At 43.0% G+C, this 25581-nt stretch carries 19 protein-coding genes and 3 tRNA genes; 7 read left to right on the forward strand and 15 right to left on the reverse strand.

The window, feature by feature from the left end:
* Positions 1 to 363 precede the first annotated feature (363 nt).
* From JMX13_RS07715 to JMX13_RS07765, 11 genes are all read right to left on the reverse strand, one after another.
* Positions 364 to 2523 (reverse strand): protein-disulfide reductase DsbD domain-containing protein, encoded by a 2160-nt coding sequence (locus tag JMX13_RS07715; RefSeq protein ID WP_201611820.1) that lies wholly within the window; start codon positions 2521 to 2523, stop codon positions 364 to 366.
* A 63-nt stretch (positions 2524 to 2586) separates the two neighbouring features.
* The gene (locus tag JMX13_RS07720) at positions 2587 to 3138 is read right to left on the reverse strand and encodes a protein-disulfide reductase DsbD domain-containing protein (RefSeq protein ID WP_201611822.1); all 552 of its coding nucleotides are present in this window, start codon (positions 3136 to 3138) and stop codon (positions 2587 to 2589) included.
* A 297-nt stretch (positions 3139 to 3435) separates the two neighbouring features.
* Positions 3436 to 3981, reverse strand: coding sequence for a type II secretion system major pseudopilin GspG (gspG, locus tag JMX13_RS07725; protein ID WP_201611824.1), 546 nt, complete (start codon positions 3979 to 3981; stop codon positions 3436 to 3438).
* Positions 3982 to 4412: 431 nt separating this feature from the next.
* Positions 4413 to 5615 carry a type II secretion system inner membrane protein GspF gene (gene gspF / locus JMX13_RS07730; protein WP_201611826.1) on the reverse strand — a complete coding sequence of 401 codons (1203 nt, stop codon included), beginning with the start codon at positions 5613 to 5615 and terminating at the stop codon, positions 4413 to 4415.
* Positions 5616 to 5710: 95 nt separating this feature from the next.
* Positions 5711 to 6814 (reverse strand): hypothetical protein, encoded by a 1104-nt coding sequence (locus tag JMX13_RS07735; protein ID WP_201611828.1) that lies wholly within the window; start codon positions 6812 to 6814, stop codon positions 5711 to 5713.
* 326 nt (positions 6815 to 7140) lie between these two features.
* Complete coding sequence (locus tag JMX13_RS07740) at positions 7141 to 8076, reverse strand: AraC family transcriptional regulator (RefSeq protein ID WP_201611830.1); 936 nt, start codon at positions 8074 to 8076, stop codon at positions 7141 to 7143.
* A gap of 450 nt (positions 8077 to 8526) precedes the next feature.
* A tRNA-His gene (locus JMX13_RS07745) sits at positions 8527 to 8602 on the reverse strand.
* A 39-nt stretch (positions 8603 to 8641) separates the two neighbouring features.
* Positions 8642 to 8718, reverse strand: a tRNA-Arg gene (locus JMX13_RS07750).
* Positions 8719 to 8811: 93 nt separating this feature from the next.
* Positions 8812 to 8888 (reverse strand) — tRNA-Pro (locus tag JMX13_RS07755).
* A gap of 247 nt (positions 8889 to 9135) precedes the next feature.
* Positions 9136 to 10734 (reverse strand): McrC family protein, encoded by a 1599-nt coding sequence (locus tag JMX13_RS07760; RefSeq protein WP_227686249.1) that lies wholly within the window; start codon positions 10732 to 10734, stop codon positions 9136 to 9138.
* A gap of 14 nt (positions 10735 to 10748) precedes the next feature.
* On the reverse strand, positions 10749 to 12209 hold the full coding sequence (locus JMX13_RS07765; protein WP_201611840.1) for an McrB family protein: 1461 nt from the start codon (positions 12207 to 12209) through the stop codon (positions 10749 to 10751).
* Between the two features lie 406 nt (positions 12210 to 12615).
* On the opposite strand from JMX13_RS07765, the gene JMX13_RS07770 reads away from it, so the two are divergent.
* Together JMX13_RS07770 and JMX13_RS07775 are read left to right on the forward strand one after the other, a co-directional pair.
* Positions 12616 to 13356 (forward strand): DUF4442 domain-containing protein, encoded by a 741-nt coding sequence (locus JMX13_RS07770; RefSeq protein ID WP_201611842.1) that lies wholly within the window; start codon positions 12616 to 12618, stop codon positions 13354 to 13356.
* A 74-nt stretch (positions 13357 to 13430) separates the two neighbouring features.
* Positions 13431 to 13925, forward strand: a complete 495-nt coding sequence (locus JMX13_RS07775) for a RidA family protein (protein WP_201611844.1) — start codon at positions 13431 to 13433, stop codon at positions 13923 to 13925.
* A 108-nt stretch (positions 13926 to 14033) separates the two neighbouring features.
* Here the strand turns inward: JMX13_RS07775 and gspE are convergent, their stop codons facing one another.
* Positions 14034 to 15590 (reverse strand): type II secretion system ATPase GspE, encoded by a 1557-nt coding sequence (gene gspE / locus JMX13_RS07780; RefSeq protein WP_201611846.1) that lies wholly within the window; start codon positions 15588 to 15590, stop codon positions 14034 to 14036.
* Between the two features lie 416 nt (positions 15591 to 16006).
* Between gspE and JMX13_RS07785 the strand changes: the two genes are divergently transcribed.
* Both JMX13_RS07785 and JMX13_RS07790 read left to right on the forward strand, forming a co-directional pair.
* Positions 16007 to 16846, forward strand: coding sequence for a thiazole synthase (locus tag JMX13_RS07785; protein ID WP_201611848.1), 840 nt, complete (start codon positions 16007 to 16009; stop codon positions 16844 to 16846).
* A 231-nt stretch (positions 16847 to 17077) separates the two neighbouring features.
* Positions 17078 to 18517 (forward strand): WS/DGAT/MGAT family O-acyltransferase, encoded by a 1440-nt coding sequence (locus tag JMX13_RS07790; protein WP_201611850.1) that lies wholly within the window; start codon positions 17078 to 17080, stop codon positions 18515 to 18517.
* Between the two features lie 69 nt (positions 18518 to 18586).
* Here JMX13_RS07790 and JMX13_RS07795 read toward each other — a convergent pair whose 3' ends face one another.
* Both JMX13_RS07795 and dxs read right to left on the reverse strand, forming a co-directional pair.
* The gene (locus JMX13_RS07795) at positions 18587 to 19414 is read right to left on the reverse strand and encodes an inositol monophosphatase family protein (protein ID WP_201611852.1); all 828 of its coding nucleotides are present in this window, start codon (positions 19412 to 19414) and stop codon (positions 18587 to 18589) included.
* Positions 19415 to 19713: 299 nt separating this feature from the next.
* Complete coding sequence (gene dxs / locus JMX13_RS07800; protein ID WP_201611854.1) at positions 19714 to 21762, reverse strand: 1-deoxy-D-xylulose-5-phosphate synthase; 2049 nt, start codon at positions 21760 to 21762, stop codon at positions 19714 to 19716.
* A gap of 579 nt (positions 21763 to 22341) precedes the next feature.
* Between dxs and ribA the strand changes: the two genes are divergently transcribed.
* From ribA to JMX13_RS07815, 3 genes are all read left to right on the forward strand, one after another.
* Positions 22342 to 23049: a GTP cyclohydrolase II gene (ribA, locus tag JMX13_RS07805; protein WP_201545580.1), complete on the forward strand. Its 708-nt coding sequence runs from the start codon at positions 22342 to 22344 to the stop codon at positions 23047 to 23049.
* Positions 23050 to 23160: 111 nt separating this feature from the next.
* Entirely contained in the window at positions 23161 to 24090 is a 930-nt protein-coding gene (hemF, locus tag JMX13_RS07810; RefSeq protein ID WP_201611974.1) for an oxygen-dependent coproporphyrinogen oxidase, read from the forward strand.
* A 285-nt stretch (positions 24091 to 24375) separates the two neighbouring features.
* Positions 24376 to 24846, forward strand: coding sequence for a c-type cytochrome (locus tag JMX13_RS07815; protein ID WP_201611862.1), 471 nt, complete (start codon positions 24376 to 24378; stop codon positions 24844 to 24846).
* A 131-nt stretch (positions 24847 to 24977) separates the two neighbouring features.
* Here JMX13_RS07815 and gloA read toward each other — a convergent pair whose 3' ends face one another.
* Positions 24978 to 25562 carry a lactoylglutathione lyase gene (gene gloA, locus JMX13_RS07820; protein ID WP_201611864.1) on the reverse strand — a complete coding sequence of 195 codons (585 nt, stop codon included), beginning with the start codon at positions 25560 to 25562 and terminating at the stop codon, positions 24978 to 24980.
* Positions 25563 to 25581: the final 19 nt, after the last annotated feature.

Raw genomic sequence — 25581 nt, forward strand, 5'->3', positions numbered from 1 at the left:
GACATCATCGTCAGCAGAGTATATGAGATAAGTAATATAACCATTAGCGTGATTGCTAAAATAGAATAAGAACTGAGACAAGAGCCATAAATTTAGTCGTAAAAGGTAGCGATTACATGCAGTAATGCTCCTTTAGCAATGTTGCTTTATTGTAATGAAAATATAGGCACTATACTAGTGTTATCGCTGTCTAATGCCAATGTAAATAACAATATAAATAGAAATAAATAACGCTAAACCAAGGATTTAGCGCCTATATTAAAGAATCTATTTAATAAAATTGAAAAAGCCAACGCCCTATTATCAAAGGACGTTGGCTTTTTAGTATGTAGGAATGACGTGAAATTTATCTAAATTTAATGATTAATTCAATGCTGTTAAGGTTTGCTCAAACTCTGCGCGACCAATTTCACCCACTTGTTGATTGACCAATTGACCGTCTTGATAATACAGCAATGCTGGCGGCCCAAATAATTTATAGCGCGCTAAGATTGCTTTTGAATCGGCTGTCGTTTCTGTGATATCAAGTCTTACTAACTGCCAATCTTGCATCTGCGCTGGACGATTATGAAATAAGTTTTTATCCATAATCCGGCACTCAATACACCATTCGGCAGTGATGTCGACCAGCACTTTAGGGCTGGCGGCGATGATGGCATCTAACTCAGTCAGCGTAGTGACAGCTTTATCTGTGCTATTGCTTATCGCTGGTTGGCCAGTAGCGGTCTGCATCATTGGAGCAGCGCTTAATGACGCTAGCGGATGTAAGCTATCATCATTGCCCAATGCGGCGCCGACGATTAAACACGTTGCCCAAATACCAGCAATCAATCCTAGCGCTTGGGTGAGCATACGACCTTTGCCCAACCAGCGCCACGCCCACATCGCCACAACCATAAACCATAATGCCCATACCATCAGCATCACAGGCGAAATAAAGACGCGCTCAATTAATAACAACGCCACGGCAAAAAGCAGCAAAGCAAAACCTTGCTTAACCCAGTTCATCCACTCGCCAGCTTTAGGCATGATTTTACCTTGGGTAGCACCGATTAAGATAAGCGGCGCTGATAAACCAAAACCCAGCATAAATAAGGCGGCAAAGCCAAGGAGCGGACTGCCAATCGTTGATACAGCAAGCAGTGCGCCAAATAAGGGTGCCGAAACACAAGGCGAAACTACGAGCGCCGATAAGAATCCAGCGATTAAACTGCCGCCCGTACTACCAAGTTTGCTATCGCCTGCTTGGCTTAAACCCTGCATTTTGCTACTGATGAACCTTGGCAGACGAATGCTAAATATGCCCAACATATAAAGGGCTAATAAGACAAAAACGATGGCAAACCCAAGCAAGATAATCGGATTTTGTAGCCAACCGATAATGCCTAACGATTCACCAAACACCGCAATGACCGCCCCCAAAATACCATAAGCGATGGCAACACCAATCGCATAACTGCTGGTCAAAATAACACCGCGTTTTACCGTTGGATTGTCTTCACGCGCGACAATATTGGCAACAATCGGTAGCATCGGTAATACGCATGGCGTCAATGCTAAGCCTAACCCTGCCAAAAATAATAATACCAATGCCAGCCACGGATGCGAAGCCAAGCCAAAAGGATCGCTATTGATCGCATTATTGCCAATCACTGTATTACTGTCTGTTGCAGCATTATTTATGACAGCGTCATTGTTTGCTGCTCCACTTGTGACATTACCACCTATAACTTCTTCGTCTGCGCCAGAGATGGTATTGCTAGCACCAAGTTCTGCATCTAAAGCCGCATCATCTAACAAGGCATAATCAATCACCTCATCATCTGCCAAGGCTTGCGCTGCGGCAATATTATTAGAATCATCGGCATTTGCAGATAAAGGTTTGTCATTCGCAGGATTATTTTGCGCAGCGGAAATACTGGCGCTATTACCTGTAGATTGTTGCGGCATGGCCGCGATATTGACCGTGGTTTTTATTTTCTCCGGTGGATAGCACAGACCAGCTTTGGCGCAGCCTTGCCAACCAATCGTCACAGCAGCATTATCTATAGCTTTACCATTACTACTGCTCAAAACGGTGCTGGCAACCATGTTAGCTTGGTCAAAAACTAATACTTGCCCAAAGGTTGGATCGTCGATTGAGACTGGCTTTTGGCTAAAGGTAAAAGGTGCAGCTGTCACGCCAGCAGGCAGCGTCAGCTTAATTTGGTCTTTATAAACATAGTGCTCAGGGGTTATGTCAAAGTTAATCGCTAAACGGGTGCCATTAGAAGTCGCCTTGGAAATACTATCCACCTGAAAAGCTTGATCTACTGGTAAAAATTTCGGCTGGGTAGCACTTTTATTACCAAATAAATCTCCCAATCCTGCCGCTTGCGATGCCACTGGCGCAACCACTAGTCCAGTAGCGGTTAATCCCGTCAACAGTGAACTAACGCTTAAAGCAAATGCCAATAGATAAGATTTTTTTGAAGATCTATTTTCCGTTAATGACGGAGATTTTTCTGCGGTCTTAATGGACATGAAACGCTACCTATTATTACCAAAATTCAAATTGACCCATTCGCTGTCTGTCTACGTGATTATTTATTTACGTAGCGTAGCAATATTTACTGTGGTTTTTATTTTCTCTGGTGGATAACACAGACCCGCTTTGGCACAGCCTTGCCAGCCAATGACAACCGGTACATTTTTGGCGCCTTTGCCATTATTGCTGGTCAGCGTGGTGGTGGCGATTATATTTTTTTGGGTAAAGACCGGAACTTTCCCAAAGGTCGGATCATTAATAGCAACTGGCGACTGACTGAAGCTAAATGGCGTGGCACTGACGCCCTTAGGAAAGCTTACCGTAAGCTTATCTTTATAAACGTAATGGCCGGGCGTGATATCAAACGTAATCGATAGCTGCGTGCCTTTAGAGGTCGCTTTGGAAATACTATCCACTTGAAAGGCTTTATCAACAGGCAAAAACTTTGATTGCGCAGCATTATTGTTGCCAAATAGCTCACCTAGTCCTGCTGCTTGCGCGCTCATTGACAACCCTGTCATCAATGAGGTGCTCATAAGCGCAATTGCCAATACATGAGGTTTTTTAGCAAGGCGTTTATTGATAATTGACGTGGCTGTTTTTATGGACATAAATACCTACCTTTGATGATGGAGTTTAATAACTGACTATAATAATGAGCACACTACAAAAGAAACGCAGTGCTACTGCGAGGAATTTTGCGCAGCCTCTGTCTGCGTAGGCACAGCAAGCAAGGAAAATTTATCCCAGTAGCACGTTTATATACTTAGTTTATGTCTTAATAAAAAATATCAACCAATAAAGCCTTATTGGTTGATATTTAGAAAATATAAACGGCGCTTTAACCGATAAAGTGTCATTATTAGAAAATAACAGACTGCTTATCTCTAACCACTTTAAGGCCAAACTTATAGCTGGGCATAAAGGTCAGCGTCTTGCCCTTCACCGCCCTGCTGTCCATCTGCACCCAACGAAAACAAATCATAAGGTCGACCTTCGCTACCTGGCGCCACATATTGCAATTCGTTTTCCCAACCATCGGTCGGATAACCACCTTTGATATAACCGCCATCAGGATAGTTTTTGGCTTCTGCTGGCGGTGTGGTTAGCGCTTCTAAACCTTGCGCCGTAGTTGGATAACGCGAATTATCAACCTTGTACATATCAAGAGCATTAGATACGGTCGCAAGCGCCGTTTCAGTGGTTTTGACGCGAGCTTTATCACTTTGTCCAACCACTTTCGGCACCACCAAACCTGCAAGAATGGCCAGAATCACAATCACTACCATAATTTCAATAAGAGTAAATCCAGATTGACTATTACGCAATGGCAATGGCTGACTGGCTCTCGTAGAAGCTGGCTTATTGTCGCTAATACTTTCTGCTTGAGATTTATAATCAGTCTTAGCGTTTTTTGGTAGGGTATTTACTTGAATGGTGTCAATTATAGTCATCGCTTTGTCATCGCTTTTGGTATCAGGTGATATAAATAGTGAATGTGGTGTTCAGAGCGCTTTCATCAGTTGGCGATAGATTAATGAACACTAAACCGTTTATCACTATAAACCATGCTTTTATTTTTATCCAGCGCTACGGTAGCTTGTTATTGATGGCGATTTTTATTTATTGAAAGAGGCAGCGGATAATTTGATGACAGCTAATATTGCTAAGCACGAAGTATATTTACAAATACAGATTATCTAGACGTGGCTTTTGACTAATGCTTACTATAGCGTGCCAATTGGTTTAGCTCTAGTAAAAACACGCCGCTGTCAACAATCTACAACAGTAAGCAAAGCTTAAGAAAGTTAATGGAAGTTTTAGCAAGATAGAGGTAATGAGGTTTGATTTAGATGGAGAAAATTCAAGAAGGTTTAGATATTTACTAACCTGCCAAATCATTCATATTCACAATCGGCAGCATCACCGCCATCACAATAATCATCACCACCACACCCATGAGCACTAGCATTAATGGCTCAAGTAACGACAGCAAGGTGCTAATAAAGTTTGTGGCTTCCGCTTCTTGCATATTAGCGGCGCGGCTGAGCATGTTTTCAAGCTCGCCTGAGTTTTCACCACTTTTAATCATTTGTACCATCATCGGCGGAAAGTAATTGGATTTATCTAATTGACTCGATAAGCTTGAACCTTCCGTCACCCTATCGGCTGCGGTAATAATGGTTTTTTGAATATGTAAATTGGTTGTTACCGCCGCGCCTATATGTAATGCCTCAATCAGCGGCACACCCGAGCGCACCAATATCGCAAGCGTACTGGCAAAACGTGCGGCATTAAGCCCTTTTGATAGGCGCGCCAATATCGGTAGCCTGAGCACAATACTGTCTATCGCTAATTTACCCGCTTGGGTTTGCGCAAAGCGATAAAACAAAAACGCTGCCCCTGCCAATACCAATAGCATCAGCCACCACCACTGCGTAATGATGTTTGATAAGCTCAGGACAATTTGGGTAATGAGCGGTAGCGCTTGCTCAGATTGCTCAAATACTTTGACAATTTTGGGCACTACAAAGCTCATCAAGCCCATAATCACCCCGACTGCCATTACCATCAGCACAATCGGATAGACCATTGCGCCTTGTATTTTCTTCTGTAAAGCAAAACGGTTTTCGGTGTAATCTGCCAATTGATTGAGAATTAAATCTAAGTGACCAGACTTCTCACCTGCCGCAATGGTAGCAATATACAACGGCGGAAAACTGGCGGCTTGTTGCAGAGCGCGCGCCAAGCTCAAACCTTCTAGCACATGCGAGCGTACGGCAAGCATAAGTGATTTAATGTGAGTTTTTGGCGATTGTTTGGCGACGGCGGCAAGCGTTTCCTCTAAAGGAATACCGGCGGCAAGTAATACTGATAATTGACGGGTCAGCAACGCCAATTCATAAGCAGAGGGTTTTTTATAGCGGTTTTTATTTTGGCTTTTTCGGTCATTGACAGCTGTGACTTCAACAGGCGTCCATTGTTTATCACGCAGCTGCTGGCGTACTTGCCGCGCAGAATCGCCTTCAAGTAAGCCTTTTTGGACACTGCCATGGTCGTCTAACGCTTTATAATGATAAGCGGGCATAGCAGCGAATATCCTAAGGTGGTCAATTAAAAATGAGTATAAATCAGGTTTTACAGAGAAAGTGTATTTAGAATTAATATCTTAGAATTAACATCTTAGAAAAGCGGCGTAGAATCACTACTATCTGGCATTAAGCCTTGTAATAGTAAAACATCTAAATGCTGTTGTTGTAGCTTTTTATCGAAATCATTGACCTCAGCAATCAGCATTCTCTCGATACGCTTGTCACTGGCAAATACGCTCAACCTTGCACAAATAACCGCCAATTGATAAATACGTTTTTTACAATAACTATCCAAACCTTGCAGCAATCTCACCATATGCGGCGTCTCAAGACTGGCGTATTCATAATCGCTCACGACCTGCGGACCAAGTGCTGTAACACCATAACTGATAGACAGATGGGCGCAAAAGTAGCAGCTGAATAAGTAACCAACCACATGACCAAGATAATAAGCGCGGTCATAAGTAAAACTACTGACCCCAAAATGGCCGAGAACATAACTGTTCAAACTGCCTTGATCTAGAATAGGCTTGTCATGCTTGAGCTTACCAACGGTAGCAAAGCGCAGTGGATTATGTCCATCTTGCGTCGTTAGCTGCCAACCGGCCGGCTGCTGAGCGGGCATATGACGCACAATATCTTCGATAATATCATCGACCACATGCAACTGCTGCCATAAACGCTCTAGCCCATCGGTATCCATGAGACCACGTTTATCAAGTTGCTGCGCCAGTAAATATTGCTGATATTCTGCAAACTGTGTTTTCAGTGTTTGCACAAGATAAGTAGGACGAGTCGCAGCAGACGCCATATAGAGCTGGCGCGTACGTTCATGCTGAGCGCGATAAAGTGCCACACGTTGGACGGCGACATTGGTATCGCTAGTAGCAGTATTCAGGGTTTGATTGGTAGGTATTTGATTAGCAGATATTTGATTAGTAATATTTAGATGTGATTGCTCGGCACTTAATTCAGAATTTGACTCAACATTTGGCAAGGTAAATAATGCCAACAATGCTGCTTTATCAAGCGCAGCCGTTATCTGACCTTTTTGCTTATTTTTTACCGCCCGTTGGTTATTCTGAGCCTTAACTTTAACGTCTTTTTCATTAACGCTGTTTTTATGGATAACAGACGTAGTAGCGCCTTTAGTGTCATTTAAGGTTCTGGTTGGTTTAGCGGTCGGTTCAGTCATAAAATACCATCAGCTGCAAAAAATCAATATCGCCCAAGACATATCAGCTATCACTATCGCATTGCTCTCATACCATGAGATTGGGATATAACACGCTAAGGATTATCGCATCAACATATTTATCTTGGGCAACTCATGATTCTATAGTACCTGAACCTTAGTACGTTGTCAGCTGTCCATCATCGAAATACTAAGCATTAAAATCAGTGACAAAGGGTGTGTTAAAAAGCGATAACTTCCAATCAATAATGACCATTTAGCAAAAAAAGCACTCCGCAATAAATAGCCTGAGCGCTTTTTAAAGATGTACGGCAGTTGAGAGCTAACTAAGCGAGCGTTTGTTGCTGATACTGTTGGCGATAGGCTTTTGGCGATACACCATAGACACGCTTAAAGGCTTGGCTAAAGGTTGAGTCTGAAGCGTATCCGACCAATTCACTGATACGGCCAATACTATTTTGCTGCAAACGCAGATAACGCGCGGCTAAGCGTAAGCGATAATCCAGTAAATAGGTCAATGGCGGTATACCAACCACCTCTTTAAAACGCTGCGCAAAGCTTGAGCGTGACATTCCTGCCACCTCAGCAAGCTTATGAATCGTCCAGCTTTGGTCTGGCGACTCATGCATCGCTATCAACGCTTTGGTTAAAAACGGATCCTTCATGGCTTTTAGCCAATTATCGGTGGCTTCAGGCAGACTTTCAATATACACCCGCAGACATTCAATCATCATAATACTGGCCCAATGATTGATGACCGCAGCTTTACCCATACGCTCGCGCTCAGCCTCTAGCGTCAGTAGCCTAATCTCAACATCAATGACTTCAAACCGACCATCAGAATCATCATTAATTTCAGGCAATATTGCTGGCAGCATTGACAATAAAGGCCGAATCATGGCCTTGTCGTACTTACACTCGATTAATATCAATGACGCTTCAGAATCACCGTCACCCTTCACATCCAGCGTATGCTCTTTACAGTTTATCAGTAACTCATCCAACGCCTGAGCCTCATCACCACGATGATTTAGCGCATAACTCACATGCTGATGCGAACTTGGAATCATAATCATGTCACCAGCTCGCGTTTCTCGTGGGCCGTTGCCGACATCGATACAAAAACCACCAGACATGACCAAATAAAATAAAATCGTATCTTGTCTGGTGATTGAGTAAGACCAATTACCCACGCCATTTAAACGATAATATTTCGTTTCGAATAAATGCACATTTTCTAGCAACACGCTCAGTGCGTCCATCGATTACTTCCTCAGTAATTGGTACTCAATATAGTAAATCTTAAATAATAGAAATACAGCGCTTATCACTGCAAAGTCTTTTAAAGTAATTCGGTAACAATTTTAATTTTTATTTTATAAGCTTTTAATTTTTGATAAAGTCGAAGCAAAGAAATAAATAAAAATATTGAGTAAATAATTTAATGTGACAGCTGAATTTAGCAAGGGTTAACAAATAATAGAAAATTGGCGAGCACATCTATCATAGGAAAAAAAGCGAAAAAAGGCTAGCAGATGCTTAAGTCTTTAAATGTCTCATAAGTTTATAACTTATAACAAGTAAAGCAGCATGATAATTTAATAGTTTTGATTTATATCAAACAGACAGGCACAAAAAAAATGCCAATAAAGGCAAACAGAGTTATTTTATTATTTTTGAATTTAATAAGGAAGGTAATGCAGAATAAAATATGGGGCGACTGATGGGACTCGAACCCACGACAACCGAGATCACAACCCGGGGCTCTACCAACTGAGCTACAACCGCCATAACTATTGCCAAGAAAGGCAAGATTGACAGGCTAAATGGTGCGCCTGGCAGGATTCGAACCTGCGGCCACCTCCTTAGAAGGGAGATGCTCTATCCAACTGAGCTACAGGCGCTCTTAGAGGACTTTTATATATCTTGGCAAGTTTAGCATAGTAGAAACTAAACCATTATACATAAAAAAAAGCCTGTAAGGCTCTTTAAATAGATGGTCGGAGTGATAGGATTCGAACCTACGACCCTCTGGTCCCAAACCAGATGCGCTACCAAACTGCGCCACACTCCGAAATTCTCTATTATCACGATAGTTTGTCACTTAACTCGTTATCGGTAACACCGCTAACTTGTTAATGTTCCTTGCTATCGAGGTGCACATATTAAGGGGTAAAGCCGGTTGTGTCAACACCTATTTTTGATTATTTTCAAAGAATCGTTAAATTCTTTTAAAAACCTTAAATCTTCCTGCAAATAGTGCTAGTACAACGTTGATTTTTACTAACCATAATACATACTGTCGTTTTCAACAGCGCTCATTATACTACATTCAAATCTGGAAGCAAGCCGCCGTTTATATTTCCGCTAATAACATTAAAGGGAATGAGCCATAATCGAGCGGGATTTGACTGTATGTTAGAGGTTTTACGACAGTCTGTACTATCACCTTTATCATAAGCTTGTTGTCTAAGCTCGACGGGTTGCCTGCTATTATCCTGCACCGGATAGACCAGCCACACTTGCTCTGCATGATAAGCCTGCGCATAACTGGTCAACTGATAGGCATCATTGGCGCTAATCGCACCAGCGTGCGCTAGGTGCTTCCATTTCATATCAATCACGTGGCTATAATGACCTGAGTTATAATTACTTGCGCTATCACTCTCACTAACCGCTACATCTTCCGGATTTTGAAATTGACTTGGAATTAGCTGAGTATCATTGTCAGCAGCTACTTTATATATCAATAAATCAGGACGAATAGACAGACACGCCTGCCCTTCTGCATCGTTTAGCCAGACACTTTGCGTTTGAAACATGGGCTTATAAGCTGGATTGGTCTGCTGAAACATTTTCGCTATGCGTTGGCTTGCCCATTGCTCAAACGCTTGATTCATATCAATCAATAAACATAAACGTGGTTGAAAGACGTTTTGATTGGCTAATGCATGCGGATTAATTCCATTTCCAGTATCAGCAGCAGATTGCTGCAATAGCCAATAAGCCAAATCTACTAACTGCTGAGCCGCTTGTAATTGCTGACGAGATAAAGGCTGCAGCGCTAACTGGCGTTTTGCTTGCAGATATAACGGCTCTAACCGCTGCCGCTCATAACGACTCAGTGCCGGCACTTGTTGCCACTGTTGTAATGATGGCAGTAATGTCGATGCCGGAAATAGCGGGGCAAGTAAGACAAGCGCGCTTTTAATCAAGCGATTACTTAGCATCTCTTGGCTCAGCACACTGCTCTCACAAACGAACTTATGTGGCTGCATGCAGTTATGGCGCAGCTGTTCCTTAATCAATAAACGACCTTGTAGCGCTGCTTGGTTATGGATTTGCATCTGATAGTGCTTGGTCGGTTGATAATGCGCCAAGCGCTGTAAAAACTGCGCAATCAACCAATCTGATAATGGCAGTACTTTAATTGGTAGCGCTGCTAATTGCGTACTAAATTGACCTAAGTTTTTCGTATTGGGTAGCTTACTTTGAGAATGGTGGCTATTGGTTAAATCTGCCAGCATACCCTGCACCCATTGGCGCGTCTGATTGATAACGCTAGATTTGGCTGAATCATGAGGCTGCAGCTGATTATGCTTGATAGACGTTTTTGCCATCAATTTGGGCAATATCTCAAGCGTCATCCTGCTAGGCAGCAAAATAACACCGACATAATGGCTAACCTTTAGCTGCCACTGTCCTTGCTGGCGTTTAATGCTAAAAACGGCATACTCTTGCGCCATTAACCAATGAAAATCCGTTACGTGCGCAAAATCACGCGCCGTCAAACGCTGGTGTTCAAACACCGTAATAATATTAGCATCAAGTGCAGTCGCATTGACGTTATTAGTGATATTAGCACTATTAATACTGCTGCCTATCGCTTTGCCATCAGGCTGTAATACTCTACTTATCACAAGCTAATACCTTGTTAATATAAACGCTGATAAACTAACGGCTTGGCAAATTCAGCGCTGTTATTCATTAAATCTGCATTAATTTTATAACTGCCAGCACTCATAGACTGATCGAGAAATGAATGCTGTCCTGCGAACAGCTGATTCGGACTACTAGCATTAGCTGAGTTATTTGCATCATTATTAATCAGCGCTTGGCTATCTTGGATAAACTGTGCGCTCATCGGCTGCTGCTCATCTTGAAAGATATATTGCAAAACAGCGACTTGTCCGCCCGCGGCTTGCGCCAATTGCGGAATTATTTGTTCAGCGAGCACCGTTTGCAATAGCTCAAGACTGGCTACTGACCATAAAAATGCATGACCTAATTGCGCCTCTGCCCCTAGCGTTTGCGTAATACGATTATTCAAACCAGTTAGTAATTTAGCCAAATTTATCGTTTGTGCTGGAGTAATTATTTCTGAGTTAAGTGTTCCTGAATCAGCCGTCTCGGACTCTTGATTGAGACTAATAACAGGCAATAATTCAGGCTGCGGCGGACAGTCAACAAAGCGAAAACGTCGACGCAATGCCATATCAAGCGGCGCTAATGAGTGGTCTTGGGTGTTCATCGTGGCATAAATATCAACGTTGGCAGGAACGCTAAATGTCCGCCCTGAATACGCCAAATTAACCGTCATCGCGTTTGCCATACCGGCACGCTTATCTGCTTCAATCAAACTTAATAGCTCGCCAAAGACGCGTGAAACGTTAGCCCGATTGATTTCATCAATTAGCATCGCATAACGCTGCTCAGGATCGTGGGCAGCGCGCTGGCATAATTTTAAGAATGCACCATCTTGAATGGCATAACTCATTTGAGATGAACTATTTGTTGTATGGCTGGATGCCGCCATCACAGGGCGGATACCTTCGACAAACTCCTCATAACCATAGGCTTGATGGAAGCTGACCATACTAAAGCGCTGCTGGCGAAACTCTTGATTTTGGCTATTATTCTCGCACTGTGCTTGTTGAAAATCGGCTAATTGCTGCGCTAAGTTACTTAACAAATCCATGCTTTCTGGAAGAAAATACCACGCGCCGCTATTATCTTTATCAAAATAAGCTTGGCTGGCTCGATTTTTATAACTCACTGTTTGTGAGCTAGCAGGCGTATGCATTTGTAGTACAGACCATGCGGTATTGCTTAAGTTTTTATCACGCGAATTTTGCGCCGCTTTGCTAACAAAAAACTCATGATTGACAATTTCTGGCACCTTAACCAAATCCTGTTTTTTAGATTTAAAATCTAAAAATATCAAACAAACGACATCACGCCAGCTTAATTCATGCAGCAACTGCCCCAATAATTCCTTGTCATTTATCCTTGGTAAATAGTCGGTATATTGCTGCGCGATTTGTAGCAAGCGATAGGTTTTACCCGTACCAGCGACGCCGGTATAAATGATATTGATAGGTTTTTGAGGAGACATATCCGGCACAGCCTTATCCAGTATTAAAAAATCACGGTAACCATAATTCAGCCACTTAAAAGTCTAACTATTATAACGTGGCTTTTTTTAAATTAAGCGCCATAGATAGTGCGACGTTATTGCTCATATTTATTGCGAGCATTTAAGATATCGTTACGTTAGTCATATTTTATAAGCGCAGCAGTTCATGTTAATAATAGTAGCGATACGGCGCTTAATGTACCATAGTTAGAAATTTACTAAGTTAGAAATGCGCCAGCGTTAAAATAGCTGCTAGGATAAAGCTTATTATCTTACTCATTCAACGCTCATTTCTAACCATCGGTTAATTAATCCGGTTTGCTAGCGTAATGAACCAACTTCGTTAATTAATATGATTAAACCACTCCAAATTGAGGAATGTTGTATGTCAGAATTATTAAAAAAACTCCCTACCAAGCTGACCAATAAACGAGCAGTCAAAGTAGCTGACAACACAAGATTGCCAGTCGAAAAACCAAATACTACTTTAAAACCCATCAGTAACCAATTTACCAAGCTGCTATCAGTCACTAAGTATTTACCTGCGGGAGCGCGCGCAAGCATTTTATCGAAAGCCTTTGGTAAAGTGGTGCCGTACGTGGGCACAACGGGCATCTACTATGAGACAGTCGACGCCAATCAAGTGGTGGTCAGCTTAAATAACACCAAAGCGGTGCAAAATCATATTGGCTCCGTCCATGCCGTGGCCATCACTTTACTTGCCGAAACGGCAACAGGGTTTATTTTGGGTTTAAACCTACCGTCTGACCGCGTATTATTGATTAAGTCTTATTCGGTAAATTTTTATCGTCCGATTAAAAAAGGTCAAATTGCCGCCGTGGCTTCATTATCGGACGAGCAACGCTTAGATATTTTAAACACCCCAAAAGGTGAGATGGTGATTCCTTGCGTGATTCATGACCGCGAGTCTAATAGTGAGCGTGACCCTATCGTCGTTGAAATGCTATGGGCTTGGGTGCCAAAATCAGAGTTAGAAGCACGCCGTCAAGGTAAAGCCGCTAAAGAACTAGAAAATAAGCAAAATGACAATGAAAAAACTGAAGATGAGCAACCTGAAAATGAAGAAAGCGGCCTAGCATCTACGCAAGAGCTAGAAAGTAATTAATTTTAATTTGTTAAAGAAGCAAATAGCTACCAAAAAATGGATTTAAGAAATACCACTATAATAAGGAGACAAGCATGTCTATATATATTAATAAACTGACTACTCAATTATCTAAAGCGGTGCTGATTAGCGCCTGTTCATTATGCTTGGGTTTTGCGGTTACTGCCAATGCCGCGCCAACGACTAATAATGCAACCGTCACCAAATCTAGCCCAGTCTTTCTCGGTGATGGTGGCAATTATCCATTTTCAGAAGCGGTACGTGTCGGCGATACGCTCTATATGTCAGGACAGATTGGTTTTAAAGACGGCAAATTGGTCAAAGGCGGCGTAAAAGCGGAAGCCAAACAAGCGCTCGATAATATCCATGAAACCTTGTTAAAGTACGGCTATCAAAAATCAGACATCGTCAAATGTATGGCGATGCTGACCGATATGGATGATTTTGATGACTTTAATAAAGTCTATAAAGCAGAGTTGGCTAAACCTTACCCTGTACGCTCAGCCTTTGGCGTTTCAGAGCTAGCAGCTGGCGCAAGCGTTGAAGTTGAATGTATCGCCGCAAAATAGCAGCGCTATTTAAAATAAGCCAAACTAACTTTTTGATTACGCGGTTATTGAGCCAATTGCACTGACTTTTGACTCAATAACCGTTTTGCTTTATACAATCGTTTTTCTTTATACAATCATAGCATCATCAGTCAGGGCGCTTTCTTTGGTTACCCGCAGCACTTCTTCTAATGTCGTCCGACCCTCTATGACTTTGCGTAGCCCATCAGCTCGTATCGATGGCGTCTGCTGACGGGCGTATTCTTCTAGCTCGTACTCGGCAGTATTACTATGAATCATCCGGCGCAAGGTATCGTCAATCGGCACCACTTCATAGATCGCCGTCCGCCCTTTGAAGCCTGAATTGTTACATTTATCACAGCCAACGGGTTTCGGCAAATTAATAATATTCTCTACTAATTTTTCAGTACCTGTACTTTTAGCATTTGCCGCTATACCAATTTCAGTAAATAATTTGGCCTGCTCGTTATCAGCAGCTTGCCAGCCATGACAATGCGTGCATAGCGTCCGTACCAAGCGCTGAGCGACGACCCCAATCAGCGATGACGATAATAAGAAAGGCTCAACGCCCATATCCTGCAAACGTGTGACTGCACCGATGGCGGTATTGGTATGCAGCGTTGATAATACCAAATGCCCTGTCAAAGACGCTTGTACGGCAATTTCCGCGGTCTCTAAATCGCGAATCTCACCAACCATAACCACATCTGGATCTTGCCGCAACATGGCGCGTAAACTCTTAGCAAAGGTCATATCGACTTTATTATTAACCTGCGTTTGCCCAATGCCATCGAGCTGAAACTCAATCGGATCTTCAGCGGTCAAAATATTACGGGTTTGGTCGTTCAAATCAGTTAATGCCGAATATAGCGTCGTGGTTTTCCCCGAACCCGTTGGTCCAGTCACCAAGATAATGCCATGCGGACGATGGATTAAGCGCTTAAGCTCGCTATAGTCATTATCAGAGAGTCCAAGATACGTCATATTGAGACGACCTGCTTGTTTATCGAGCAGTCGCATTACTACCCGCTCACCAAAACTTGATGGCAGCGTCGATACCCGCACATCGACCTCACGCCCTGCCAGTCTTAAACTGATACGACCGTCTTGTGGCACACGCTTTTCAGCGATATCTAGCTTAGCCATGACCTTGATACGCGAGACCAGTAACGGCGCCAATTGGCGTTTTGGCGTGATGATTTCTTTAAGCTCTCCATCGACACGAAAGCGTACCACTAGCCGTTTCTCAAAAGTTTCAATATGAATATCTGAGGCATTTAAACGTATCGCTTCAGACAATAGCGCATTAATCAGACGAATAATTGGCGCATCGTCTTGTTGGTCCATCAAGTCTTCCGTTTCGGGGACGCTATCTGCCAAGCTATCAAGGTCAGGATGGTCTTCAAGCCCAGCGGCGATATGCTGCGACTCACCCGTATTACCGGCATAAGCGGCATTCATGCGTTTTTCAAAATCATCGGCGCTGATACTTTCGTAATTTGGTACACCGCGCACGCCTTGCTGCTGTAAAAACCGCACCGCTTCATTAATGGCGGACAGTGGCGTGGTTTTGGTCAACACCAGTGTCGGCGGCAACTCGGGATCAATAGCAAGAATGGCCAAAATTTGATGGCGTTTTGCAAAACTGTACGGCAGCTGCAGCATAAAGACGACCTAGTGAGTGGCTAATTTAAAAAAGGACTTATAAAACAGCTTATAAAATAACTTTGAAAATGGCTTTGAAAACAGCCTTGAAAACACAATCTAATACATGCTAAAAAGTACTGCTGACTTTACTCTTTCAAGCTACCTGCTCAAATCGTTAAACTGGGTAAAGATTGTCAGTAAGCGCGCATGAGTTTGTTATAATAACATTTTGTTTTACGCAAGTAGCAAGGCTTTGATGTGATTTATGACTTTGCTGTTTAGGCAGTTATAATATTAGCATTTAGCATCGCAGGCATTTAGCCCCATAACGCCTATTTATGTTTTGCCTCTGCTACTATTTGATAAAAATTCTTATTGACCACAGTAATAACCTTGTTAGTCACCTTTGTTCGCCCGCTATTAGGATTATCCTTATGTCACAAGCTGCAAACTCTCCTATCAACGCTCAGTCATTTTCACAAGACACTTTAGCACAAGATACTTTTACTGTCGGCAGCCGTACATTTTCTTCTCGATTGTTGGTCGGTACTGGTAAATATAAAGATATGGCTGAAACTGGTGCTGCTATTGGCGCGTCAGAAGCTGAGATTGTCACCGTTGCTATTCGCCGTACTAACATTGGTCAAAATAGTAATAAGCCGAATTTATTAGATGTGATTTCACCGGATAAATATACCATCTTGCCCAACACCGCAGGCTGTTTTGATGCCGAAACAGCGGTTCGTACTTGTAAGCTTGCTCGCGAGCTATTAGGTGGGCATAATCTGGTTAAGCTAGAAGTGTTAGGTGATGAAAAAACGCTTTATCCAAATGTGATGGAAACCTTAAAAGCGGCGAAAGTGTTAATCGATGATGGCTTTGAAGTCATGGTTTATACATCTGATGACCCTATTGTCGCTCAAGAGTTAGAAAGCATGGGCTGCGTGGCGATTATGCCTCTTGGCAGCTTGATTGGCTCTGGTCTTGGTTTGCTCAATCGCCATACGCTCAGCCTCATTATCGAGAATGCCAATGTACCAGTATTGGTTGATGCTGGCGTCGGTACCGCTTCTGATGCAGCGATTGCCATGGAGCTTGGCTGTGATGGCGTGCTGATGAATTCAGCCATTGCCAATGCACAAAATCCTGTGCTGATGGCGCAGGCCATGAAACATGCTATCTGGGCAGGGCGCCAAGCGTTCTTAGCAGGTCGTATGCCGATGCGCAAGATGGCAACTGCCAGCTCGCCGCAAACCGGATACTTTTTTCAGTAGCTTTTAAACTTATAACTCAATTGAGTTTATAATCAGTTTAAGTCTCTAAAAATATGGGTTATAGCTTAATAAAATAATAAAAGCCCCGTAGCCCATGCTTTTTATATTAAGATGTTTTTATGGCTATCTTTAGGTTTTTAATCGCTTTTCACTAAACGCTTTATCCTTGTTTAACTGAATACTTATTTAATTTATCGCCATTTTTCATTCATCGTCATAAAAGGATTTATTATGCGACTTCTCACAGCAGTCGACCAGTTGTTCTTACTTCTTGAGTCGCGTAAACAACCCATGCATGTTGGGGGTCTCTTCTTATTCGAATTGCCAGAAAATGCGGATAACAGTTTTGTTTGTCAGTTAGTCAAACAGATGCAACACTCTGATGTGCCGCCAACCTTTCCTTTTAACCAAGTGCTTGAGCATTTGATATTTTGGAAAAAAGACAAGTACTTTGATGTTGAGCATCACTTGCATCATGTGGCGCTACCAAAGCCCGCCCGTGTACGCGAGCTCTTGATGTACGTTTCAAGAGAGCATGGGCGTCTATTAGATCGGGCGATGCCCCTATGGGAATGTCATGTCATTGAAGGGATCGAACCAGAAAGCGAAGGTGCTCCTGAGCGGTTTGCCTTATATTTTAAAATTCACCATTCATTAGTTGATGGCATCGCGGCTATGCGCATCGTCAAAAAATCCTTATCTCAATCGCCGACCGAACCGGTCACACTACCAATTTGGTCGTTAATGGCACGCCATCGTAATCAGGTCGATGCAATTTTGCCTAAAGAGCGCTCAGCACGGCGAATTATCAAAGAGCAAATATCTACCATTAAACCGGTGTTTACAGAACTGCTTGATAACTTAAAAAATTATGGCGATGACAGTTATGTCAGTACCTTTGCCGCACCGATGAGCGTACTCAATAAACGTATTTCAGCCTCACGGCGCATCGCTGCGCAATCCTATGAGATACAGCGATTTAACGATATCGCTGAGCGCTTAAATATCAGTAAAAACGATGTGGTACTTGCCGTTTGTGCTGGTGCTCTTCGTCGTTATCTACTATCGATAGATGCGCTACCAAGTAAGCCATTGATTGCCTTTGTGCCGATGTCATTACGTACCGATAATAGCGTGGCGGGCAACCAGTTGTCATTTGTACTGGCCAATTTAGGCACGCATTTAGACGATCCTCTCAGCCGAATTGAGCTCATTCATCGCAGTATGAATAATGGCAAACGCCGCTTCCGCCGTATGAATCAAGCGCAGGTTATCAACTATAGTGTCATCTCCTATGCGTGGGAAGGCATCAATTTGGCAACCGGTCTGTTTCCTAAAAAGCAGGCATTTAACCTGATTATCTCGAATGTTCCGGGTTCGGAAAAGCCGCTATATTGGAATGGCGCGCGGCTACAGTCTTTATATCCAGCGTCTATCGCATTTAATGGCCAAGCGATGAATATCACCCTTGCCAGTTATTTGGACAAGATTGAATTTGGGATTACTGCTTGTAGTAAAGCTTTGCCGCATGTGCAAGATATGCTCGTACTCATAGAAGAAGAGCTGCAGCTGTTGGAGCGCACCAGTAAAGAGCTTGAATTCCAAGGCATTACGGTTGAAGATAGAAGTGGCGATAAAGGTAATAATAAAACAAAAAAGCTGGCTCCATAACAGAACCAGCTTTTTATTTTCAGTATTAGCGTTTTACTATTAATCAGCTTAAGTATTAAACAGTAAAAACTATACCGCATCACCCCACGCTGGGACGACCACTTGCATCAATGGTTTCAAGAGCTTGATATTACAAGCAAAGATAGAGCCAGAGGTCATCGAGTTGTGCGCCCCTGTATGGTCAACGACCACACCGCGTGCTTCGGTCACGATAAGCTCACCGGCAGCGATATCCCACGGCTTAATAGACATCTCAAAATAACCGTCAAAACGACCAGCGGCCACATAGCACAAGTCGAGTGCAGCTGAACCTAAACGGCGAATTTGACCGCCCTCTTCAGAGATTTTTTGTAGGCTTTCAAAATGCTGTTTGGCATAAGAGATAACTTCGCCATTGCGTTTACGCTCAAGCGGATGACCGGTAGTAAATAGACCGCCGTCAATTGTTTTGCGCTCGCTCACATTGATACGGCGTTGGTTTAAACGCGCGCCTTTACCACGGCTGGCTGAGAACATCTCATCACGCACAGGGTCATAAATAACACCGTGTTGGGTGACGCCTTTATGCTGTACAGCGATAGATACGCAAAACTGCGGCACACCATGGACGAAGTTTTTGGTGCCATCTAGTGGATCAATAATCCAGCACCAGTCAGCATCTTCACCGCGACCTTCTTGCATACCAAACTCTTCACCCAAGAATGAGTGATTTGGGTAGCTGGCTTTTAACGTCTCAATCGTCAGCTCTTCACTGAAACGATCAATGCGGGTCACCAAACCATCAAGCCCTTTTGACTCAATATCTAGCTCGATTTTGTGGCGGTTTTGATGCGCATATAAAATCTCTTTACCGACTTTTTCAGCAGCACGCGCTGCGATGACGACCATGGGTTCCATAAATAACCTATTTGCTTGATGAATGAATACTACTTAAGAGATGTGACTTATAAAATGTACGAAAAATAAAACCTGCATCAAAACTCACGCTTAACTTACTTAATTAACAAGTGTCGTGATTACTTATAGTAAAAAACCATAGCCGCCTAGCGAACCAAATATATGGTTGCCAGCAGTGTTACCGCCCAAGTTGTCAAATAATTCACACCTACGGCAAGTAGGCGAGGTTTAAGCAAGGAAACAGACGTGCTTTATTTTTCAATCCGCTATTTTAGCAATTTTTTATAGATTATAGTGTTTTATTTTAGCAATTGCTGGAGCTGACTGACGACTCCTGCAACATCCAAACCACAGTCAGCCATTTGCTCTGCTTGCGAACCATGAGCGACAAAACGATCAGGGATACCAATATTACAGATTGCTGGGCGGCTATTCTTGAATGCTGGCGATTCGTTAAGTAAGTACTCATTTACCGCGCTGCCCGCGCCGCCCATAATCGTGTGCTCTTCTAAAGTAGCGATATGGGTAATGCCTTGCTCGATTAAGGTTTCGAGCAAATGGGTATCTAAAGGTTTTACCCAGCGCATATTAACCACATGTATCTGACAGTCTGACTTTATATTATCGTTAATCAGACTTTCTGCGGCTTGCTGAGCTGTATCAACCATAGTACCAAAGGCTAATAACGCCAATTTATTAGGGGCATCATCTTGACCTAATACCGATTCTACTACCGCTTTGCCAATAGGATAAAATTGTACAGGTTGCTTTATAATAGCACCTGTACCAACACCGCGCGGATAGCGTACTGCTGTACAGCCTTGATATTCATAGCAAGTATTCAGCAAGTGATAGCATTCGTTTTCATCTTTTGGCGCGGCAATCAACATATTCGGCACGCAGCGTAAAAAGGCAAAATCGAATACGCCGGCATGGGTTGCGCCATCTTCTCCTACCAAACCGGCGCGATCAATAGCAAACATCACATCAAGGTTTTGTAGAGCGACATCATGAATGAGCTGATCGTAACCACGCTGCAAAAAGGTTGAATAAATCGCTACGACAGGTTTGACGCCTTGGGTTGCCATCCCGCCTGCTAAAGTTACCGCGTGTTGTTCAGCAATTGCTACATCAAAAAAACGCTTGGGAAATTGACGCGCAAACTCAATCATCCCCGAGCCTTCTTCCATGGCTGGGGTAATGGCAAGCAGCTTATCGTCAGTAGCGGCTTTATCACATAAGAACTGCCCAAAGACTTGCGAGTATTTTAATAGTGGTTTGCTGGTTGTTAGGCTAGCTGTTACCGCTTTCTTCTCGCTATCTTCAGCAGGCAATCTACTAATAGCGTGATAGCCAACTGGATCTAATTCGGCGGGTGCAAAACCTTTACCTTTAGTAGTATAAATATGGACTAACACTGGGCCTTTTAATTGCTTGGCAAGCGACAGCACGCGTAATAGCTCAGGGATATTGTGCCCATCAAACGGGCCAAAATAGGTAAAGCCAATCGCCTTAAATATATTGTCTTCTAGCTGCGGGACATCGCGCAGCTCATTATGGCGTTTACGACGGTCATAGGCTTGCATATCAGGGCGCTGGCATAATATTGGCTCGCCTGCATCAGAGATATCAACCTGATAACCTGATTCCCATAACGTCGCTAAATGCCGCGAAAAACCACCGATAGAGCAAGAGATTGACATATCATTGTCATTTAATATCACGAGCAAATCAGCATCTTGTTGTACAGCATCGTTCATCGCTTCAAATGCCATGCCACCGGTCATCGCGCCATCGCCAATAATACAAGCAACCGTTTGTGCAATGCCTTGATAACGAAGCGCCAAGCTCATGCCCAAAGCTGCTGAGATAGATGTCGATGAATGACCAACCCCAAAAGTATCGTAGACCGACTCAGCGCGTTCAGGAAAAGCGGTTAAACCATCTTTTGAGCGAATGGTGCCAAGCTTATCACGGCGACCAGTCAGCACTTTATGAGCATAGGCTTGATGACCCACGTCCCAAACAATCTGATCTTGCGGCGCATCTAACAGATAATGCAGCGCAATGGTCAATTCAATCACGCCTAAATTGGCCCCGAAATGACCGCCACTTTGACCCGCTGAATAGAGCAGGAAAAGCCGTAGCTCATCCGCTAAAGTGATTAGCTGACTTGCGCTAAACGCCTTCAAGTCAATCGGTGCGTCTACCGTATCAAGTAGCGGCGTATGCGGACGCTCACGCGGAATTGCTGCATATGTTTTTTGCAGGTTTGATAGCGGTGCAGCAGAATCAATGGCTGACGCAGATAATGACTTAGACTGTGGGGAATGAGTTGACTGCTGCATAAAACGTACGATACCTACCAATCTGCTGACAAGATGCGACCTTAGACAGTGGCTATCACTAGTAATAATCTAAGTGGCGTTAATAATAGTGCGGACATCATAAACGGATAAATGCCATCGACTATATGTTTATTAGTACAGCCTTTAATACAACTGTGAATAACGAAAAATACGCTATTTAATATAAGGCGTTGCTTTTAATCTTATGTTGCTTTTAATCTTATAACGCTAAAGGCAGTGATAAAGATGGTGACCAATGCTGTTATAAATCCTGATGCTGCTTTATGACAATGTTTGATAATGATGTTCAATGATTTTGCATGGATAGCGAACATTGGTGACGACATAGTAATGTAAGGACAAAGACTTGTCACTGTATCCGTCAAAATAGTATGGCATAATAGCATTTATTTTTAATTGTCGCTTTAATCATCGTGCGCCGTCTGTGAACTTTGTGTGTATTTCCACTAAACAGCATTCTGATGCTGTTTTAATCAAGCACTATGTAATACTTTAGCTATTATTATAAAGCTTTAACAGACCTCTAGCGTTACGATGATCGGCTTATGCAGGACATTAATGTCATATCAATTTATCACTAGTGCCAAACTACCTACTCGTCACGGCGAGTTTGATATTCATATCTTTGAAAATGCAGACGGTCAAGAGCATGTGATGCTTACTGTCGGTCTTTCGGTGGTCAATCAAGACACTTCTATTACAGACACCGCCATTGATAATTTAAATCGCGCTGACATGGCATCAAACCAAAAAGATCAATCGTTAGCAGAGCGCCCTGTGCCACTAATACGTATCCATTCAGAATGTCTCACTGGCGACGCATTTAGTTCATTAAAATGCGATTGTGGTCCCCAACTTAATACTGCCATGCAAGCGATACAAGAAACGGGCTGCGGGGCGATATTATACTTGCGCCAAGAAGGTCGCGGGATTGGCCTGACCAATAAAATCCGTGCTTACGCCTTGCAAGATCAAGGTCATGATACCTTAGATGCCAATCTTATGTTAGGTTTACCGGCTGATGCGCGCGTTTATGATATGTGCGGACCGATGCTTGCTCATGTCGGCGTCGATAGCGTGCGCCTGATTACCAATAATCCCGATAAAGTCGCTTACTTAACCGAGCACGGTATCAATGTCGTTGAGCGCGTGCCTTTATTGGTTGGGGTTAACGATATGAATGCTGAGTATCTAGCGACCAAACGTGACCGGATGGGGCATCTGTTTGATAAAGACTTCAATACTGCCTTACACCTTAATAAATAGTAAATAATTAGATATTTTATGACCATACCAAATATAGATAACCTTGATATAGATAACCATGACAATTCTTCAAAAACCAATACGGCAGTGACGCCCACCAATAACGACATCATGCGCGTGCGTGAGTTTTTGGTCGATTTGCAAGCGCGTATCTGCCAAGCCTTAGAAGCGCAAGAGCGCGACGGCAGCAGCAAGGATAAGCCAGCAACTTTCGTTCCTGACGATTGGGAACGCCCTGAAGGCGGCGGTGGTCGCTCGTGCGTGTTAGCAGATGGTGACGTCATTGAAAAAGCAGGTGTGATGTTTAGTCATATTCATGTGCAGAACTTGCCCGCTTCGGCAACGGCTCGCCATCCTGATATTGCCGGTCGTAAAGCACAAGCAATGGGCGTTTCACTGGTTGTGCATCCTAAAAACCCTAATGTGCCGACCAGCCATGCCAACGTGCGTTTATTCATTGCCGAAGCTGAGGGTGAAGACCCCATTTGGTGGTTTGGTGGCGGTTTCGATTTGACGCCATTTTATCCAGTGCTTGCTGATTGCGTGCATTGGCATCAGGTCTGCCATGACCTCTGCGCTCCTTTTGGTGACAATATCTATCCTGATTTTAAACAGTGGTGTGATGAATACTTCCATCTGCGTCATCGTGATGAGCAGCGCGGTATCGGTGGCTTATTTTATGATGACGTCAATTTTGAGAGTCGTGGTTGGGATTTTGAAACTTGCTTTAAATTTATGCAAGCGGTCGGTAATGGCTATCTTGAGGGTATATTGCCCATCTTTGAGCAGCGTAAAAATGCACCTTACACCGAAGCGCAGCGTGAATTTCAGCTCTATCGCCGCGGACGCTACGTCGAATATAACCTTGTTTATGACCGTGGCACCCTGTTTGGGTTACAAAGTAATGGACGCATTGAATCTATCTTAGTCAGTATGCCACCGCTTGCCAGCTGGCATTATCGCTTTGAACCTGTTAAAGGGTCACCTGAGTTTGAATTGACCGATTTTTATCTAAAACCGCGTGATTGGTTGACTTTATAGTCATCATTGGCATAATAAACCACAGACGGTGTTAATTTCTGCATTGGTCATAGCCATTTTTAATCTATATTAGCTATAAAATAACAAGGGTCAGCGATAGATGCTGACCCTTGTTATTTAAGCAACAGCTATATGGATTACAAACTACCTATTAAGCAGATATAGTCGTCTTTAATACTTAAAACAACAACATAACATTTATATTCATAGTAGCAATTTAATAGGTGGCGAGCATGCAGATGCCACGGCACCTTTTTATTAGCCACGTATAAAGGAGCAATACAAATGGCACAGGTTTCTAATAATAAATCATTCAAGTCTATCGTCGGCATCACATTGATGTCAGCGGCATTAGGACTAACAGCCTGTAGTACGCCAGTCGACCCGGACGTTAAAGCGCGTCAAGACAACATGAAAAGCTGGGGCGATGCAATGGGTATCATGGGCGATATGGCTGAAGCACCAGACACATTTGATGCCGAAGTATTTAAAGAACAAGCGGCATTTTTAGCAAAAGACTCTGCCAGTCCTTGGAGTCATTTTGAAAATAAAGAAGCGATGGGTAATGCCACTGAAGCCGTTTGGAGCAACGTTGACGGTTTCCGCGCAGAAGCAGATGACTTCCAAAAAGCTACAGCTGAGTTAAATACCGTGGCACAAACAGCGACCAGTGTCGATCAAGTCTTGCCAGCGCTTGGACAAGTCGGTGACAGCTGTAAATCATGCCATACCGATTTTAAAGTGAAAAAAGACTAATAAGCATCAGTTTTCAGACACAAAAAAGCCGCTATATTAAAAATAGCGGCTTTTTTATTGATGATTTTTAAAATATATAAGCTGGTTTAGATAAATCCATATTATTAATAAGCTTATCAAGCTTTTAAAAATTAGCCCATTAAATCCGCTTGTACAATTTCAATCCAGTAACCGTCAACGTCTTTGATAAATGCAATATTTTTCATACTACCGTCTTCAGGACGTTTTTTAAACTCAACGTTGTTTTTATCAAACCAAGCAACCGCCTCATCAAGGCTTGGCACACTAAAGCAAATATGACCAAAACCTTGTGGTTCATCATTGCCATCGTGATAACTAAAATCCGCTTGGGTTTCAGTGCCATAGTTATGTGTTAACTCTAAAATACCACGCTGACGGAAGGCGAAAATCTCTAAGTCATCACCAGCGGGTAAATTATCACGCTCACTATCAGTAAGCTTAGCCAAGAAATATAAATCAAAACCAATCGCTGGGAATTTTTTCACCGCCAATAACGTCATCCCTAAGACACCGGTATAAAAAGCCAGTGATTTGACAGGGTCTTTTACGCGCAGCATGGTGTGATTAAAGGTATAACCTGATGTCTGAGTTGAAATGGGCTGAACGCCTTCTGCATTTACGCTACTTTTAGGTTGAGCTATCGTTTTTTGGTTAATAGCATTTTGTTTATTATCCAAATTTTCTGAATCAGTCATAATTATTCCCGTATTTAAA

Origin of the sequence: Psychrobacter immobilis, assembly GCF_904846285.1 — a bacterium.
In the GTDB taxonomy this organism is placed as follows: domain Bacteria; phylum Pseudomonadota; class Gammaproteobacteria; order Pseudomonadales; family Moraxellaceae; genus Psychrobacter; species Psychrobacter immobilis_D.